Annotated in this window: 13 protein-coding genes; 7 read left to right on the top strand and 6 right to left on the bottom strand. The window is 67.6% G+C overall.

The genetic code is table 11. The features are described from left to right. Positions 1-7: 7 nt before the first annotated feature. Entirely contained in the window at positions 8-1,171 is a 1,164-nt protein-coding gene (locus tag ACOQPE_RS13010; protein WP_420609319.1) for an acyl-CoA dehydrogenase family protein, read from the top strand. Here the strand turns inward: ACOQPE_RS13010 and ACOQPE_RS13005 are convergent. From ACOQPE_RS13005 to ACOQPE_RS12990, 4 genes are read right to left on the bottom strand one after another with little or no spacing between them, the layout of a single operon-like run. After that, positions 1,168-2,628, bottom strand: a complete 1,461-nt coding sequence (locus ACOQPE_RS13005) for a 2-oxo acid dehydrogenase subunit E2 (protein WP_420609318.1) — start codon at positions 2,626-2,628, stop codon at positions 1,168-1,170. The two genes, ACOQPE_RS13010 and ACOQPE_RS13005, sit on opposite strands and share 4 nt — an antisense overlap. 14 nt (positions 2,629-2,642) lie before the next feature. Then, complete coding sequence (locus ACOQPE_RS13000) at positions 2,643-3,695, bottom strand: NAD(+)/NADH kinase (protein ID WP_420609317.1); 1,053 nt, start codon at positions 3,693-3,695, stop codon at positions 2,643-2,645. Beyond that, on the bottom strand, positions 3,692-4,693 hold the full coding sequence (locus ACOQPE_RS12995; protein WP_420609316.1) for an alpha-ketoacid dehydrogenase subunit beta: 1,002 nt from the start codon (positions 4,691-4,693) through the stop codon (positions 3,692-3,694). The genes ACOQPE_RS13000 and ACOQPE_RS12995 overlap by 4 nt, the downstream gene beginning before the upstream one ends. After that, positions 4,690-5,682 (bottom strand): thiamine pyrophosphate-dependent dehydrogenase E1 component subunit alpha, encoded by a 993-nt coding sequence (locus tag ACOQPE_RS12990; protein WP_420609315.1) that lies wholly within the window; start codon positions 5,680-5,682, stop codon positions 4,690-4,692. Before ACOQPE_RS12990 ends, ACOQPE_RS12995 begins: the two co-directional genes overlap by 4 nt. 214 nt (positions 5,683-5,896) lie before the next feature. On the opposite strand from ACOQPE_RS12990, the gene ACOQPE_RS12985 reads away from it, so the two are divergent. Next, positions 5,897-7,687 carry an IlvD/Edd family dehydratase gene (locus tag ACOQPE_RS12985; protein WP_420611394.1) on the top strand — a complete coding sequence of 597 codons (1,791 nt, stop codon included), beginning with the start codon at positions 5,897-5,899 and terminating at the stop codon, positions 7,685-7,687. A gap of 42 nt (positions 7,688-7,729) precedes the next feature. Beyond that, on the top strand, positions 7,730-8,683 hold the full coding sequence (locus tag ACOQPE_RS12980; RefSeq protein WP_420609314.1) for a calcium/sodium antiporter: 954 nt from the start codon (positions 7,730-7,732) through the stop codon (positions 8,681-8,683). A gap of 101 nt (positions 8,684-8,784) precedes the next feature. Here the strand turns inward: ACOQPE_RS12980 and ACOQPE_RS12975 are convergent, their stop codons facing one another. Together ACOQPE_RS12975 and ACOQPE_RS12970 are read right to left on the bottom strand one after the other, a co-directional pair. Continuing rightward, entirely contained in the window at positions 8,785-9,186 is a 402-nt protein-coding gene (locus ACOQPE_RS12975; RefSeq protein WP_420609313.1) for a cache domain-containing protein, read from the bottom strand. Between the two features lie 121 nt (positions 9,187-9,307). Next, entirely contained in the window at positions 9,308-10,702 is a 1,395-nt protein-coding gene (locus tag ACOQPE_RS12970; RefSeq protein ID WP_420609312.1) for an MFS transporter, read from the bottom strand. Positions 10,703-10,822: 120 nt separating this feature from the next. Here ACOQPE_RS12970 and ACOQPE_RS12965 point away from each other — a divergent pair, with 120 nt between their 5' ends. The 4 genes from ACOQPE_RS12965 to ACOQPE_RS12950 all read left to right on the top strand — a co-directional run bounded on the left by ACOQPE_RS12965 (position 10,823) and on the right by ACOQPE_RS12950 (position 16,213). Continuing rightward, the gene (locus ACOQPE_RS12965) at positions 10,823-12,910 is read left to right on the top strand and encodes a molybdopterin-containing oxidoreductase family protein (protein ID WP_420609311.1); all 2,088 of its coding nucleotides are present in this window, start codon (positions 10,823-10,825) and stop codon (positions 12,908-12,910) included. A gap of 12 nt (positions 12,911-12,922) precedes the next feature. After that, positions 12,923-14,425: a class I adenylate-forming enzyme family protein gene (locus ACOQPE_RS12960; protein WP_420609310.1), complete on the top strand. Its 1,503-nt coding sequence runs from the start codon at positions 12,923-12,925 to the stop codon at positions 14,423-14,425. A gap of 71 nt (positions 14,426-14,496) precedes the next feature. Next, on the top strand, positions 14,497-15,417 hold the full coding sequence (locus ACOQPE_RS12955) for a YihY/virulence factor BrkB family protein (protein WP_420609309.1): 921 nt from the start codon (positions 14,497-14,499) through the stop codon (positions 15,415-15,417). 10 nt (positions 15,418-15,427) lie between these two features. Continuing rightward, complete coding sequence (locus tag ACOQPE_RS12950) at positions 15,428-16,213, top strand: hypothetical protein (protein WP_420609308.1); 786 nt, start codon at positions 15,428-15,430, stop codon at positions 16,211-16,213. Positions 16,214-16,306 lie beyond the last annotated feature (93 nt).

Genomic DNA, 16,306 nt, shown 5'->3' with positions numbered 1-16,306 from the left:
GCAACCAGTGAGCAACACCGTCCACCGCAACGACTACATGACCGACGAGCTGCAGGCGATCTATGACCAGACGGTCGCTTTCGTCGCCAATGAGGTCACACCAGTCGGCGATGCCTGGGAGGAAGACGGCCAGGTGCCCCGCGAGATCTACAAGCGCATGGGCGAACTGGAGATGTTCTCGCTGCGGGTGCCCGAGCGGTGGGGCGGGCTCGGCCTCGGCCCTCTTGCCTCAGCGACGTTCGCCGAAGCGCTTGGCACCTCCACCTACGCAGGCTTTGAGGCGAACATCTTGGTGCACACCGACATGGCGTTGCCACACCTGCTCAATGCAGGCACTGATGAACAGCTTGAGCGCTGGCTGCCGTCGATCCAGTCCGGGGACACCATGATGTGCATCGGCGTCACCGAGCCTGACGCAGGATCCGATGTGGCGGGATTGCGCACAACCGCGGTGCCCGACGGCGATGGGTGGCGTCTCAACGGCACCAAGACGTTCATCACCGGTGCCGTGTACGGCGACATCGTCGCACTGGCGGCGCGCACGAACCCCGATGACCGCTACGGGATCTCCATGTTCCTGGTGCCGACCAACGCGGACGGGTTCGAGGTGGCCAACAAGCTCGACAAGCACGGCTGGCGCTGCTCGGACACTGCCGAGCTCGTGCTGCACGATGTGTGGCTGGGGAGCGATCACCTGCTCGGCGAGGTGCACCGGGGCTTCTACGCCGCCATGCAGAATTTCCAGAATGAGCGGATGGTCATCGTGGGGATGGGCATCGGCGCGGCGCAGGTCGCTATCGATCTGACCAACGCGTACACCCAGCAACGCAAGGCCTTCGGCGGTTCGCTCTACGACTTGGGGGCCATCCGCCAGCGCATGGCGATGAATCAGGCCAAGGTCGACGCAGCGCGCGCCTCGATGTACCACGCCGCATGGCTCAAGGAGCAGGGCATCGATGCCACCAAGGAGATGTCCGGCGTCAAGGCATTCGGCGCCGAAGTCGTGAATCAGGTGATGTACGACTGCATGCAGTTCCACGGCGGCATCGGCTACATGCGCGAGTCGACCATCGAGCGGATGTGCCGCGACGCACGCATCCTGCCGATCGGCGGCGGTGCCACCGAGGTCATGCTCGAAGAGGTCGCGAAGCGCAGCTACATCGACGGCTAGCGGGATTCGAGCAAGTCTCGTACCGAGCCGGCGAACCGTGCTGCCGGGGCGCCGTCGAAGGCTCGATGGTCCCAGGTCAGTGAGAGGGTCAGGACGGGCCGAGGCTCAGGCGCGGCATCTGCCCACACGGTTTCGTTGCGGATGCGACCCACGCCCAGGATCGCCGTGTTGGGCGAGTTGATGATCGGCGTGAATGCATCGACGCCGAACATGCCCAGGGCAGTCACGGTGAACGTGGCGCCTTGGTAGTCGTCGTATCCGAGTGTGCCGTCGCGAGCCCCAGTGGCGAGGCGCGTGGTCTCCGAAGCGATCTCATCGAGACTGAGCCGGTCGGCGTGGCGGACAACCGGCACGAGCAACCCATCGTCAAGCGCGACAGCAAGCCCGACGTGGATGTCGCCCAAGAGCGCCACCGCATCGTCGGTGACCTGAGAATTCACCCGAGGGTGCCTACCGAGCGCAGCCGCCGCCGCAGCGATCACATAATCCGTGTAGCCCGGCACCACCGCTACGACAGCATCTGCGTCCCCGTCACGCTCGTCGGCGTCATCGCCACGAGCAGCTTCGACGAGGTCAGCCCGCTCTGCTACCACGGCGCTCATGTCGACATCCATCGTGAGCGTCAGCTGGGCCATCGAGCGGAGCGAAGCGCTCATGCGCTCGGCGATCACGCCCCGCATCCCCCGCAGGGGAATCTGTTCGGTCGGGGCCTGCGACAGGGGCGGCGCAGCTGAACCTTCATCGGCGGATCGTGAGCTGAGATCAGCCAGCAAGGTGCGGACATGCGCAGCCACATCGGCACGCGAGATGCGCCCGTCTCCAGCACTGGCGGGCACGCGGCGGAGATCGACGCCGAGCAGATCGGCAAGTTGGCGAGCTGCGAACGTCGCCGGCGGCTGCGCCGGCGCGCCTGGCTCAGGTGCCGCGGATCCCGCGATGCCGGCCGGCCCGGCCGCAGGCGCTGTGGCCAGAGCCTCGTTCGCCGCTCGCACATCGCGCTCGGTGATGCGGCCCTTGGGCCCGCTTCCGGCCAACGTTGCGATCTCAACCCCCAGCTCTCGGGCCAGCCGCTTGGCCGCCGGCGACGCCAGGATCCGCTCGCCGGGTGCACGCACAGGCGCTGTGGGGACAGCTTGCGGGGAAGGCTGGGATGCGGGGACGGCCGCCGCCTGCATCTGCGCCGCGGCTGGCGCTGCATCGGCGGGCGCCGGAAGCTCCTCGCCGGCTTCCAGAAACCAGCCGATCCGCACACCGCAGGGGTATTCCACGCCGATCTCACCGGTTTGAGCAAGTACACCGCTGCCCGAGGCCTCGATCTCGGTCTCGACCTTGTCGGTTTCCACCAGCAGCACTGCCTGTCCTGCGGTGACATCGGCACCGTCAGGCACGAGCCAACGCAGGATCGTCCCCGACTCCATCGTCAGGCCCAGCTTCGGCATTGCAAACTCGATGGCCATCGGCGTCCCTTTGCTCAGCGGCCCGCAACCGCAGGGCCGAAGGGGTAGCGCCGTCGCTGTGCTGCCGCAACCGCCGCACCCACGTCGATCACGTACGGACCATCCGGATTGACGGTGATATCCGCCCTCTCGCCCCGACCCAGCACGATCTCGCGTTCTCCGTCCAGCGTCAGCACGCCGGGACCCGACAGGGTGACCGGCTGGCCGAAGCGCAGCTGCTCGCAGTGTGCGACGTCGATGTCTGAGTAGGTGCCGGGCATCACAGCTGCTCGGATGTGTCTGTAGCTCTGTAGATCCCGTGCATTCCCGGACGCGCACCCCAAGCCGACATGGATCCCGCCGGGTTCCTTCCTGCCCACAGGTGCAACGGCGGCAGCGACGGCGGCGAGTCCGACCGAATCCGGCTCGGCAATGGCAGCCACGATCTCGCTCACCGACCCCAGATCCCAAATGGCGCGTGCTCCCACGAACGCGCTCCTCACGAGGCACACGTCAACGAGCGCCACCTCCGCGCGCTGGCTTCCCTCCGCCGTGATGTCGATGATCTTCGCCTGCCACGTCACCTCGGCCGCATCGGCATGGCCGCTCGCCACGGCTCCCGCAGCGAAACCGGCGACGGTGGCCTCAGTCGGGATTGGAAACACGTTGTTGGTGCCGACAGCCAGCGGCACCAGCGGTGCTTCGCGCCACCCCGTTACGACATCACGCTGGGTGCCATCACCGCCGAGCGCAACGATCGCCCCCACGCCTTCGTCACGAAACTGCGCGGCGGCCAACTGCGAGTCACGCCCGGTGTGCCAGCCATGCGGTTCGGCGACCTCCACCGATCCCGGCACCTCCAACCCCGCCAGCGCACGTTCCCCCAACCGTGCCCGGTCGCCGCTGATCAGCACACGTTCGGCGCCGCCCTCGATCGCACCCACCACGGCGCGCCGTATCGCGCCGATCTTGACGGCGTCCGACACGGGGGTCGCCCCCGAAGTCAGCCGCCTGACGTCTTTGCCGGCCAGCGGGTTCGCGACGATTCCGACTGCTGGGCCGGCCGCCGAGTCGGCAGCTTGGCTCACGCCGCCGCGAGTGCCCGGATCCGCTCGCTGATCATCTCGGCGTTGGGAACCCATTCCTTCTCGAGCACGGGGCTGAACGGCACCGGGCTGAATGGTGCGCCGACGCGCTCGATCGGAGCATCCAGGTAGTCGAACGCCTCCTCGGCGATCTGCGAAGCGATCTCGCCGCCGAGGCCGCCGAACCGGACGGCCTCGTGCACCACGGCGACCCGGCTGGTCCGCTGTGCCGACTGGATCACGGTGTCCATGTCCAGCGGCTGGAGGGTGCGCAGATCGATGACGTCGCACTCGATGCCTTCCGCGGCCAGCGCATCTGCCGCCGATGTGGCCTCGTGCACCATCCGGCCGTAGGTCACCACCGTCACGTCGTCGCCTGATCGCACGGTGCTCGCCGTTCCCAGGGGGATCTCGTAAAGATCTTCGGGAACCTCGCCCTTCAGTCCCAGCAGGCGCTTGTGCTTCACGAACACCGTGGGGTTGTCGTCGCGAATGCACGAGACAAGCAGACCCTTCGCGTCGTACGGATTCGACGGCATCACCACCTTGAGTCCCGGGATGTGGCACAGCATCGCTTCGAGGCTCTGGCTGTGCTGAGCCGCCGCTGACAGCCCGGCCCCAGCGCTCGTGGTGATCGTCATCGGCAACGTGGCCTTGCCGCCGAACATGTACTTCAGCTTTGCCGCCTGGTTCACGATCTGGTCCATGGCCACGAGCATGAAGTCCATGAACATCACGTCGACGACCGGGCGAAGGCCGCTCACTGCTGCGCCGGTGCCGAGGCCCACGATGGCCTGCTCGCTGATCGGCGTGTCCACGACTCGCATGTCGCCGAAGCGCTCGTTCAGCCCGCGGAACGAGCCGAACACTCCCCCGGCTCGGCCGACGTCCTCGCCGGCCACGAACACGTTCGAATCGGCGTCCATCATCTGCGCCAGCCCCTCGGTGAAGGCAGCTCCATAGGCGATGCGGCGCTCATCGGTGTCGGTTGGGGGTGTCATGCGGTGGCTCCTGAGTACGCGGCCTGCGTGTAGACGTCGACCAGCAGGCTGTCGGGATCGGGCAGCGGGCTCTCCTCGGCAAAGGCGATCGCAGCTTCGATGTCTGCTTCTGCAGCGGCGTGCACTGCTTGGGCGCCGTCGGCGTCGAGCACGCCGGCGGTTGCCAGCCGGTCCTCGAACAGCTCGATCGGGTCTCGCTGCTTCCACTGTTCGAGCTCGTCGTCGGACCGGTATTTCATGCCGAGGGTCTGCACGCCGTGATGGTTGTAGAAGCGGTAGGTCTTGGCCTCGATGAACGAGGGTCCTTCGCCCCGGCGGGCCCGACTGACTGCCTCGTGTGCGGCTTCCCATACGGCGACCACGTCCATGCCGTCGACGATCGCCCCGGGCATGCCGTAGCCGGCGGCGCGATCCACCACATCGGTGATGGCCATCGTGCGGTCACGAGGCGTGAACTCGCCGTACTCGTTGTTCTCGCACACGAACAGCACCGGCAGCGACAGCGCAGCCGCCATGTTGGCAGCCTCATGGAATGCGCCGATGTTCGAGGCGCCGTCGCCGAAGAACACCACCGAGACCCGGTCGCTTCCCCGGTACTTGTTCGCGAACCCGGCGCCTACGGCGATCGGCACGCCGCCGCCCACGATGCCGTTCGCACCGAGCATGCCCAGGTCGAGATCGCAGATGTGCATGGAGCCGCCCTTGCCCCCGCAGTAGCCGGTGGCCTTGCCCATCAGCTCGGCCATCATCCCGCCGTAGTCGCCTCCCTTGGCCACCAGGTGCCCGTGCCCTCGGTGGGTCGAGCTGATCTGGTCGTCATCGTCGAGGTTGGCGCACACCCCGGCGGCCACGGCCTCCTCCCCCACGTACAGGTGCAGGAACCCGGGCAGCCGGTTCTGCTCCGCGAGCCGGCCGGCGGCTTCCTCGAAGTGGCGGATCCGCACCATGCGCCGGTGCAGATCCAGCAGTGTCTCTGGACTCGGATCCATGCGAACCCCCTCGTGGCACGGCTCCAGCGCGCCTCACACTAGTTCTGGCCCTGTGCGCCGATCACGGCTGCGTTCGGCCCGTCCGTCGCCGTCACGGGTTGGCGACTCCGTTGCCTTCACGAGCGACGCGTAGTGTGGCCCGGTGGCTCCCGAACCAGATGCATCTCCGACTTCCGAACCTCGTTCGATTCATCCCAGCGGGCCCGATCCCGGCATCGGGCGCGGCGGCCTGCGCTCCGCAGCCTGGTTCGACATCGAGGGCGATCCGCTCATGTCGGCGCTGTACCTCGAGCGCTACGCCAACTATGGATTGACTCGCGAAGAACTTCAGTCGGGCAAGCCGATTATCGGCATCGCCCAGACCGGCTCAGACCTGTCGCCGTGCAACCGGCACCACCTCGAGCTGGCCAAGCGGGTGCGCGAGGGCATCCGCGAGGCGGGCGGCATCGCGTTCGAGTTCGGCGTGCATCCCATCCAGGAGACCGGCAAACGGCCGACAGCCTCGCTCGACCGCAACCTGGCCTACCTGGGCCTCGTCGAAGTGCTGCAGGGCTATCCGCTCGACGGCGTGGTGCTCACGATCGGCTGCGACAAGACCACGCCGGCGTGCCTGATGGCAGCCGCAACCGTGAACCTGCCGGCCATCGCACTGTCGGTCGGGCCGATGCTGAACGGCTGGCACGAGGGGCGCCGCACCGGCTCGGGCACAGTCGTGTGGAAGGCGCGGGAGCTCTACGCGGCCGGCGAGATCGACGACACCGGGTTCATCGATCTGGTGGCGTCCTCGGCGCCGTCGGTCGGCTACTGCTCCACGATGGGCACCGCCACCACCATGAACTCGCTCGCCGAGACGCTGGGCATGCAGCTGCCGGGCTCCGCGGCGATCCCTGCCCCGTACCGCGAGCGGGCGCAGATGGCGTACCGGACTGGTCTGCGCATCGTCGAGATGGTGCGCGAAGACCTTCGACCGGCGGACATCATGACCCGCGAGGCCTTCGAGAACGCCATCGTGGTGAACTCCGCCATCGGCGGGTCCACCAACGCCCCGATCCACCTCAATGCGATCGCCGCTCACCTCGGGGTGCCGCTCGACAACGACGACTGGCAGAAGCACGGCTTCGCAGTGCCGCTGCTGGTGAATCTCATGCCTGCCGGGGAGTACCTCGGCGAGGACTATCACCACGCCGGCGGTGTGCCCGCGGTAGTTGGCGAGCTGATGCGTGCCGGGCTGCTGCCTCACCCCGAGGCGCTGACCGCCAACGGTCGCAGCATCGGCGAGAACTGCGCTGACGCCCAGATCATGGACACCGACGTGATCCGTGCTGCCGGCGAGCCGCTCCTTGCCGACGCTGGCTTCATCAACCTGTCGGGCAATCTCTTCGACAGCGCCATCATGAAGACCAGCGTCATCTCCGACGAGTTCCGCCAGCGCTACCTGTCGAACCCCGACGATCCCGACGCCTTCGAGGGCCGCGCCATCGTCTTCGACGGGCCGGAGGACTATCGGGCCAACATCGACAATCCCGAACTCGGGATCGACGAGCACTGCATGCTGTTCGTGCGCGGGACCGGCCCGGTCGGCTACCCGGGCGGCGCTGAGGTCGTCAACATGCAGCCGCCTGCGGCACTGCTGGTGCGCGGCGTCCACTCGCTGCCGTGCATCGGCGACGGTCGCCAGTCCGGTACGTCAGGCTCGCCGTCGATCCTGAACGCCGCGCCCGAAGCCGCCGTCGGCGGCGGTCTGGCGCTGCTGCGCACTGGCGACCGCGTCCGGATCGACTTGCGGCGCGGCAGCGCCGACATGCTGGTGGATGACGACGAGCTGGCCCGGCGCCGCGCCGAGTTGGACGACGCCGGCGGTTACCCGGTGCCGCCGTCGCACACCCCGTGGCAGGAGATCCAACGAGGGATCGTCAGCCAGTTCGACGAAGGCATGGTGCTGCGCCCGGCAGTGAAGTACCGGGACACCTCGCGCACGCACGGCACACCGCGCCACAACCACTAGCGGCCGGATGACGACACCCGGCGTGCCAGAACGGTCTCAGCGATGATCTGGGCACTGCTGGCGCTGCTGGCGGGATTGGTCCTGCTGGTGGTTGCCGGAGACCACTTCGTGGCGGGTGCATCACGCCTGGCGACGGCGCTGCGCATGCGACCGGCCGTGATCGGCGCAGTGGTCTTGGGATTCGGGACCTCTGCCCCAGAGATGGTCGTGTCGGCGCTGGCGTCGATCAACGACAACCCGGCGCTGGGCGTGGGCAACATCGTGGGTTCGAACGTCGCGAACCTGAGTCTCGGCCTCGGCGTGGCGGCGCTGCTGATGCCGATCCCGTTCTCCCGCACCGCGCTGCGAAGGGACGTCCCGTGGTCGGTGGCGACCGCCGCCATTTTCGCGGTGCTCGTGATGGACGACTACCTCAGCCGGCTCGAAGGCGGGCTGCTGGCAGCGCTGATGGCGATCACGCTGGTGTGGCTCATCCGCACGTCGCGTGACGACGAGCGACTGCCCGATGCGGATGGCGCTCCCGGCTCGACGGCACGCGATGCCGGGGCCGCGTGGCGCAATCTGGTGCGGGCGGTCCTGGGCCTGTGCGGGGTGATCATCGGTGCCCAACTCGCTGTGGAGGGCGCCATTGCCCTTGCCAAGCATTGGAACCTGAGCGGCGGGTTCATCGGCTTCTCGATCGTGGCACTCGGCACGTCCCTGCCGGAGGTGGCCACCGTCGTGGCGGCGGCTCGCAAGGGCCATACCGAGCTAATCGTGGGCAACCTGTTCGGTTCCAACGTCTTCAACAGTCTCGCCGTAGGCGGGGCAATGGGGCTCGTGGGCGCCGGCGCCATCGACGATCCCTCGCTGACGGGCCTGGGCACCGGGGCGATGATGGCCGTGGTCGTGCTGGCCTACCTGGGTGCCCTGGTGGGCAAGCGCGCCGGGCGCATCGACGGCGTCGTGCTGCTGGGCATCTACGTCGCCACCATGATCCTGCTCGGCACCGGCTAGGACTCGTTCCGCTGATCGTCGCTGCTGGCTGTCGTGCGCAGCGTGCGCCCGCTCACGACGCTGACTGCTCGTGACCGGGGCTGGTCTGGAATGAGCGGTGGCTATTCGTACCAGCCAGCGCCGAGCAGCACATCGCCGCGGCGCACCACCCACGAGTGCTTCGGTGCGTCCGCACCGGTTACCGGATGGGTGAAGATGTAGCTCACCCAAGCGCCGCCGCTGCCCTCGGTCACCGCAGCGAATGCCTCGCCGTAGTCGTAGCCCGTGGAGTCGATGCGATCGCGGGTAGTGCCCACCAAGTCGGGCCGTGCGGGGTTGGCGACCGTATATATCGCACCGTCACGGTCCTCGAGAACGAAGACATACCAAGGGCCGTCGGCGCGGCCGGGGTCGTTGTAGTGCTCGATCGTGGCGTCGAGGCCGTGCTCGTCGAAGTAGTCGACAGCGTCGCTGACCAACTGCTGTGTGTAGTCCTGAAGCTCTCGCTGCGGCGCCTCGCCCATGGTCGGCGCCGACCCAGAGCACCCGGCAATCGCGACAACAGCAACCGCGCACAGCAATCCCGACCAACGTCTCACGCTTCGCATGGACATCACGCTCCTGAGAGGATCCGGCAGCGTACTGCTACGGGCCGGCCCGAGAAATGCCCCGTTGCCAGATCCACAGCAGCACGATGCCGATGAGTGAGCACACCGCCGACGCATAGAAAGCGCCGACTGTGGCACCGACGAGCCACGCCGAGACGCCCAGGATCGGCCCGCCGATTCCCGCAGAGAGCTCGAAGAACATCGTGAAGGTGCTGACGGCTCGCGCACGTTCGTTGGGCGGCACGCCGTCTACTGCGGCGACCATGAGCGCCGGATAGAGCAGTGATCCTCCCAATGCCAGCACCACGGTTCCCGCATACAGCCCGAACGGCGTCACGAAGGTGCCCATGATGACCATGCCGAGCGCCGCCCCGAACAGCGCCACCGTCGCAGTCTTGGTGGTTCCGAGCCGGTCCGGGAGCTTGCGGCCGAGGACTCTCAGAACCAGCACGAGCATCCCGTACAGGAAGAAAACCGTCCCGTAATCGCCGAGATCCGTCTCGGCCGCCAGTTTCGGCAGGAAGCCCTGCAACGCCGGGAAGATGATGATTCCCATCGCCAGGATCACTCCGGGCCAGACGGCGTGCCGGTAGAACAACCGGCTCATGACGGTGGCCCCCAGGTCACCGGACGCGGCGACGCTCGCTGGGCCCGGAGGCTCGTCGGCACTCCTCACCTCGAACACCGTGGGCTGAGCGATGCTCGGCAGTTGACGGGCACCGAAGGTCGTCCCGCTGGAATCTGACGAGATTGCCTGGCCGCTCGGCGCCGGAGTTGGAGCCGGGCCCGGAATCAACAGCGATTCCTCCCGGGGCAACAGCATCCCGATGGCCGTGGCAGCCAGCATCAGCGTGCCCGACACGACGAACGCCACATCGAAGCCGTCGAGCGCTGTGGAGGCGTCGCCCCACGCTCGCGCAGCCTCCCCGACGCCTGGGCCGATCGCCATGCCGCCGTAGATCGATACCGAGAACCAGCTCAGGGCCTCCCCTCGCCGGTGCTCCGGTGCCAAGTCGCTCACCATCGCTGCGCTGCCGACGAAGAAGGCCCCTTGGAATGCCCCGATCAGCAAGCGCATCAGCAGGATCACGGCATAGGTGTCTGCCCACACGTGGCCATAGGTCGTGAGGGCGGTGAGCAGGCAGCCCGACACCACCAGGAACCGTCGACCCTTCTGGTCGCCGAGGATGCCGATGGTCGGCCGAGCGGCAATCGCAGTGACAGCGAACACGCTGATCGCAAAGCCGACAGCCACGTCCCCGCCGCCGGTCTGTTCGACTACGAGCAGAGAGATCAGCGGCAGCAGTGTCGAGAACGAGACAGCCGAGCAGAAGGCGCTCAAGTTCAGGATCAGGAACGGAACGCTAAACAGGCGCGTGGGCTCGCCAAGGGGCGGAGCGGCGGGTGCCGCTGTGAACGTCGTCTGCGACATGGGGCCCTGGCCTCGTTGACGCTGAGCCCGGAATTCGATGCGGGCGGGCGGGTTCCGGTGCGCCATGCTAGGGGCGATGCCCGAGACGCTGCGGGGAATTTCCAGTCGATGAATGCTGCGATGAACGCTGCAACATCGGTCGTGCGCGGGGCGTGCCATCACGACTGTCCCGATACGTGCGCTTGGGAGGTCACGGTGCGCGACGGCGTGGCCGTGAACCTGCGTGGCGACCCCAGCCATCCGTTCACTGACGGGCAGCTCTGCCCCAAGGTGAACCCGTTCCTCGATCGGGTGTATCACCCGGACCGGCTGCTGCGGCCCCTACGACGCGTCGGACCCAAGGGCGAGGGCCGGTTCGAGCCGGTCGACTGGGATGCCGCGATCACCGAGATCGCCGACCGGATCGGCACCGCCGTCGCGCAGCATGGTGGCGAGACGGTGCTGCCGTACTCGCTCGACGGCACCCAAGGGCTCGTGCAGAAGGGCGTGCTGGCCGATCGGTTCTTCGCAGCGCTCGGGGCCACGCAGCTGAACCGGCACATCTGCGGCGTGACCGCCTGGCACGGGGCTGCCGACGTGCTCGGCGTGCCGCTCGGCACAGATCCCACCGAGATCGCGAGCGCCCGCACCATCGTGCTGTGGGGCACCAACACGCTGCTCACCAACCGCCACCTGTGGCCGTATGTGGAGCAGGCTCATGGCAACGGCGCCAGCGTCATCGTCGTCGACCCGGTCTCCACGATGACCGCTCAACGCTCCGACTGGCACATCCAGCCGCGCCCCGGCACCGATGTCGCGCTCGTGCTGGGCATCATCGGCGTGCTGGACCGGGACGGTCTCATCGACGAGGAGCGTGTGAGCGCCGCCGCTTCGGGCTGGGCCGAATTGCGTGCCGAAGCCGAGGCCCTGGGCCTTGAGAGCGCGGCCTCGATCACCGGTCTCGCTGAAGCCGACATCATCTCGCTGGCCCATCGCATCGCGCAACAGCAACCCGCTGTGCTGCGTGCGCTCATCGGCATGGAACATCGTGAGCACGGCCAGGACATTCACCGCGCCGTGGCCGCCTTGGCGGTTGTGTCGGGTTCGGAGTACATGCGCTCCACGCAGGTGTACTTCGACACGGCATTTGCCGACATCGTGCCGCCGCCGGGGCCGCAGCGGACCGTCAACATGTCAGCTCTCGGTGCGGCGCTCACCGATGCCACCCTGCAACCGCCGGTCACCGTGCTCGTGAACTACGGCTGCAATCCGGCTGCTATCACGCCCGACCAGAACCGGGTGCTGGCGGGCCTCGGGCGCGACGACCTGTTCGCGGTGGTCATCGAGCAGTTCATGACCGACACCGCCCGCTATGCCGACATCGTGCTGCCCACCACCACCCAGATCGAGCATCTCGACCTGATGAACGCATGGGGCCATCTCTACGTGTCGCTGAACCTGCCGGCCATCGAGCCGCTCGGCGAATGCCTGCCGAACACAGAGATCTTCCGGCGACTGGCCGGCGCGCTGGCCCTCGGCGCATCCGGCCTCGCCGACAGCGACGAACAGATGGCGCGGGACCTGCTCGCGAGCGGCCACCCCTGGCTCGACGGCATCACCTACGAACGGCTCCAGCGCGACGGCTGGGCACGGCTCGCAGTGCCAGCGGGCTGGTCTGCGCTGGCCGACAGGGAGGTTCCTCTCCCGCCGTCAGGCGTAGATGCCGGGGCGCAATCCCGCTCGCTTGGGCCGATCCGGCTCGGCGAGCTGCGCTACCGGCCCGCCGCGGAATCGCTCAGCGGCGACCCGGAACTCGTCGAGCGCTATCCACTGGCGCTGATGTCGCTCAAGCAGCATCAGCGATTTCTCAACAGCCACTACGGCGGGTTCGAGCACCACCTGCCCGACCCGCCCCGGCCCCGCCTCGACATCAGCGCCGCCGATGCCGAGGCGCGTGGCATCGCCGAGGGCGAGCGAGTGCGTGTCTACAACGGCCGCGGCGAGCTGTTCACCACTGCTGCCATCTCCGACCGCCTGCAGCCCGGTCTGGTGACGATGCCCTTCGGCTGGTGGGCTGGCGAAGCCGATGCGCGCACGGTCAACGTGCTCACCAATGCAGCAATTGGCGGCGACGATCCCGACGTCGGCTCGGCTGCATTTCACGACACCCTCGTCGAGGTGGAGGCTGCTCCTGATGTGCGGCAGCCAGCCGACCGCCCGTCGTCGTAGCCTGCCAAGGCGATGAACGTCGCTCAACTGCTCGAGCGCTTCCCTCACGACGACACCGTCGTGCTGATCGACCGCTCAGCCACACCGCCCGAGCGGGTCACCGCGTCTGCGCTGCGAGAACGAGCTCTGCGCTGCGGGGCGGGCCTCGCTGCCCGCGGCCTGGCGCCGTTCACCCGCGTCGGGCTGCTCGCCGCCAACTGCGGCCAGTACTACGACGTGATGTTCGGGGCGCCCGCTGCGGGGCTGGTCTTCGTGCCGCTCAACACCCGGCTTCCCGCCGAGACGCAGGCATACATCCTCGACGACGCCGACGTGCGACTGGTCATCTCCGATTCCGAGCACGCACCGCTCGTACCACCCGACATGCCCCACATCATCATCGGCACACCCGAATGGGACGCCCTTGTCGCCGCCGATCCCCTCACCGCGGTCGCCGATGTGGACGACGACGACATCGCCGTGCAGATCTACACCTCGGGCTCGACCGGGCGGCCCAAGGGTGTGCTGCTGACGCATCGCAACATCACCTTCACCGTCCTCGAGTACGGCGCAGCGATGCCGGGCGAGGTGATGCTGGTCTCGGCTCCGCTGTACCACAAGAACGCTTCGATGTCCTCCAAGCTGGCGTTTGCCAATGGAGGCACGGTGGTGCTCCTTCCGGGCTTCACGGCTTCGGGCTACATCGAAGCAATCGAATCCCACCGGGTCACCATGTGCTCGGGCGTGCCCACGATGTTCGCCCTCGTCACCGCCGAAATCGCCTCCCGTGTCGCCGCTGGTCAGGAGATGCCGGACTTGTCGTCGGTGCAGCGGGCTTTCATCGGCTCTGCGCCTCTGACTGAGGCCCTGTACGACGACGTGCAGCGTTTGCTGCCGCAGGCGGTCGTCTCCAACGGGTACGGCACCACCGAGGCGGTGCTCGAGTTCGGTCCCCACCCCGAAGGCAAGCCCAGGCCCAAGATCTCTGTCGGCCACCAGCACCCCAAGGTGGAGTTGCGGCTCGTCGACCCGATCACCGGCGAGGACGCTGACGCCGGCGAGCTGTGGGTGCGCTCGCCCGGCGTCATGACCGGCTACCACAACCTGCCCGACGTCACTGCCGAACGTCTCACCGACGGCTGGTACCACACGGGCGACCTCATGACTCGCGATGAGGATGGCTGGTACTACTTCGTGGGCCGCGTGGACGACATGTTCGTCTGCGCCGGCGAGAACATCTACCCCGATGCCGTGGAGCAGATGCTCGAGAAGCACCCCGCGGTGCACCAGGCCGTCGTGGTTCCGGTGCTCGACGAGCTGAAGGGCCAACTGCCGGCAGCATTTGTACGTGCCGAACCTGGCCACACGCTCACGGTCGACGACGTCAAGCGCTACGCGCTTGCCAATGGTCCCGCGTACGCCCATCCCCGCCATGTGTGGATCGTTGACGAGATCCCGCTGGCCTCGACCGCCAAGATCGACCGCAACGGCTTGGTCGCCCAGGCCGCCGATCTGGTGAAGGCTGACTCCCCCTGAACAGCGAGCACGCGGATTCGGATAGCGCGGCCGACGCTGCAGCGCCGCCCCACTCGCCGGAGAATCGCCCCGTGCCAGCGAGCCCTACATCGAGGCTCCGCAAGCTGAGTCGCAGCACCCTGAATATCGCCAACGAGATCCGCCAGGACTGGGCTCAGCACCGCATCGCCGGGCTCTCCGCCGAGATTGCATTCTTCGCCCTCTTGGGGCTCTTCCCCGCCGTCATCGTGTTCGCAGCGCTGCTGGGATCGCTCGACGTGCTGATCGGCCAGAGCGCGGCATCCGGCACCGAGGATTGGCTGCTGCAACGGATCAGCGACACCTTCGGAGACCAGAACACGCTCGACGCCACGGTCGCCGATCTCTTCGATCGCTCCGACGCACGGGTCGTGACCGTCGGCATCGTCGTGGCTGCCTATGCGTCGTCGCGCGGCTTCATCGCCGTGGTGCGTGCCTTGAACGTGACCCGCGGCCACCACGGCGCTCGCAGCTGGCTGTCGACCCGCTTCGTGGGCTTCGCCCTGACATTTCTGACGTTGGTGGTCGCCGTCGTGGTGGCGACGATGGTGGTCGTGGGGCCGCTGTTCGGCGGCGGCTCCGAGCTGGCTGGCCGACTGGGCGCTGGAAGCTCGTTCAGCACGGCGTGGGACTGGCTCCGGTGGCCCGTCGTCTTCCTGGCAGTCGTGGCGTGGGCGGCAACGGTGTACCGGATCGCCCCGCGCCACAAGCTCACCTGGCGACGAGAAGTCCCGGGAGCCCTGCTGGCGACGGTGTGGTGGCTGGCCGTATCCGGCGGGTTCGGTGCCTACTTGCAGCTCGCCTCGAACGGCGTCAACGCCGTCTTTGGCCTGCTCGGCGGCGCCCTCAGCCTGCTGCTGTGGCTGTACCTGCTCGCCATGGGCCTCCTCGCCGGCGCCCAGCTCAACAGCCTCCTCGACCGCCACCGCCTGCAGGCTTTCGACCAACAGGCATCGCCCGAGCCGCTCTCCTAGGGTGGCGGGCATGTGGATTCGTCTTCGTCAGATTGCTGTTACTACTGCCGACTTGGCCCAGACCTCGGCGGACATCCAGAGCGTTCTCGGCGTTGAGCCGTGCTTCACCGATCCCGGTGTCGGCATCTTCGGCCTCAAGAACGTGCTGTGGCCGGTGGGCACTCAGTTCCTTGAGTGCGTCACACCGATCCAAGACGACACTGCTGCCGGCCGGTACCAGCAGCGGCGCGGCGGCGACACCGGGTACATGGTCATCACCCAGGTCAGCGACGTTGCTGCGCGCCGCGCCCACGTCGACGAGATGGGCATCCGGATCGCATTCGAGATGAACTTTCCTGATGAAGGCCATGTCGGCATGCAGCTGCACCCGGCCGACACCGGCGGTGCCTTCTTCGAGATGGACCAGATGACCGGACCCACCGGCGACGACGTCGGAGGCGCTTGGACGCCTGCCGGCTCCTACTGGGAGCCCTACGTCTGCACCGACAGGGTGAGCAACATCGCCGCCGCCGAGCTCCAGAGCCCCGACCCGCAGCGCTTGGCCGAGCGTTGGAGCCAGATTGCGCAGATCGACCTCGACACCGATGCCGACGGCCACCCCACGATCCAGCTCGACAACGCCACCCTCAGATTCGTGCCGGAAGCCGACGGGCGCGGCGAAGGCCTCGGTGCCATCGATGTCACGACTGTCGACCGCGAAGCGGTGCTCGCAGTAGCCCGCACGCGGGACTGCTACGTGAACGACAGCCAAGTCGCGCTCGCCGGCCTGCGCGTCAACCTCGTCGACGCCGGCTGAACGGGCTTGCCGGCACTTACCGGACCGCGCGTCAATCTCTTCGACGCCGACTGACACGGGCTTGCCGGCGCTCGTCGGCCTACCATCGGCATC

This window comes from Candidatus Poriferisodalis sp. (genome assembly GCF_965219595.1).
Classification (GTDB): Bacteria; Actinomycetota; Acidimicrobiia; order Acidimicrobiales; family Poriferisodalaceae; genus Poriferisodalis.
Note: the sequence above shows the minus strand (reverse complement) of the source record. Positions and strands in the feature narration are given on the sequence as shown.

Bases quoted from the DNA above. Each gene is read 5' to 3' on its own strand.
- ACOQPE_RS13005 (WP_420609318.1), bottom strand. From the start codon at position 2,628: ATGGCCATCGAGTTTGCAATGCCGAAGCTGGGCCTGACGATGGAGTCG.
- ACOQPE_RS12995 (WP_420609316.1), bottom strand. From the start codon at position 4,693: ATGACACCCCCAACCGACACCGATGAGCGCCGCATCGCCTATGGAGCT.
- ACOQPE_RS12990 (WP_420609315.1), bottom strand. From the start codon at position 5,682: ATGGATCCGAGTCCAGAGACACTGCTGGATCTGCACCGGCGCATGGTG.
- ACOQPE_RS12980 (WP_420609314.1), top strand. From the start codon at position 7,730: ATGATCTGGGCACTGCTGGCGCTGCTGGCGGGATTGGTCCTGCTGGTG.
- ACOQPE_RS12975 (WP_420609313.1), bottom strand. From the start codon at position 9,186: ATGGGCGAGGCGCCGCAGCGAGAGCTTCAGGACTACACACAGCAGTTG.
- ACOQPE_RS12970 (WP_420609312.1), bottom strand. From the start codon at position 10,702: ATGTCGCAGACGACGTTCACAGCGGCACCCGCCGCTCCGCCCCTTGGC.
- ACOQPE_RS12965 (WP_420609311.1), top strand. From the start codon at position 10,823: ATGAACGCTGCAACATCGGTCGTGCGCGGGGCGTGCCATCACGACTGT.
- ACOQPE_RS12960 (WP_420609310.1), top strand. From the start codon at position 12,923: ATGAACGTCGCTCAACTGCTCGAGCGCTTCCCTCACGACGACACCGTC.
- ACOQPE_RS12950 (WP_420609308.1), top strand. From the start codon at position 15,428: ATGTGGATTCGTCTTCGTCAGATTGCTGTTACTACTGCCGACTTGGCC.